General features: G+C 62.8%; 1 pseudogene. It reads left to right on the plus strand.

The features are described from left to right. A pseudogene (locus HJV72_RS19150) lies at positions 1 to 223 on the plus strand (branched chain amino acid aminotransferase); the annotation flags it as partial.

The following is a 223-nucleotide window of genomic DNA, read 5'->3' on the forward strand; positions in this document are numbered from 1 at the left end:
CGTTCGGTTCCGGTGCGACGCTCTACGTCCGCCCGCTCATGATCGCCACGGGCGACGTCATCGGCGTGAAGCCTGCCGACGAGTACCAGTTCCGTATCCTCGTTACGCCCGTGGGTCCGTACTTCAAGGGTGGCGACACCACCGTCAAGCTGTGCGTTTCCAAGTACGATCGCGCTGCCCCGCATGGTACCGGCAACATCAAGGCTGGCCTCAACTACGCCAT

The organism is Extibacter sp. GGCC_0201 (genome assembly GCF_017566055.1).
Taxonomy (GTDB): Bacteria; Bacillota; Clostridia; order Lachnospirales; family Lachnospiraceae; genus Extibacter.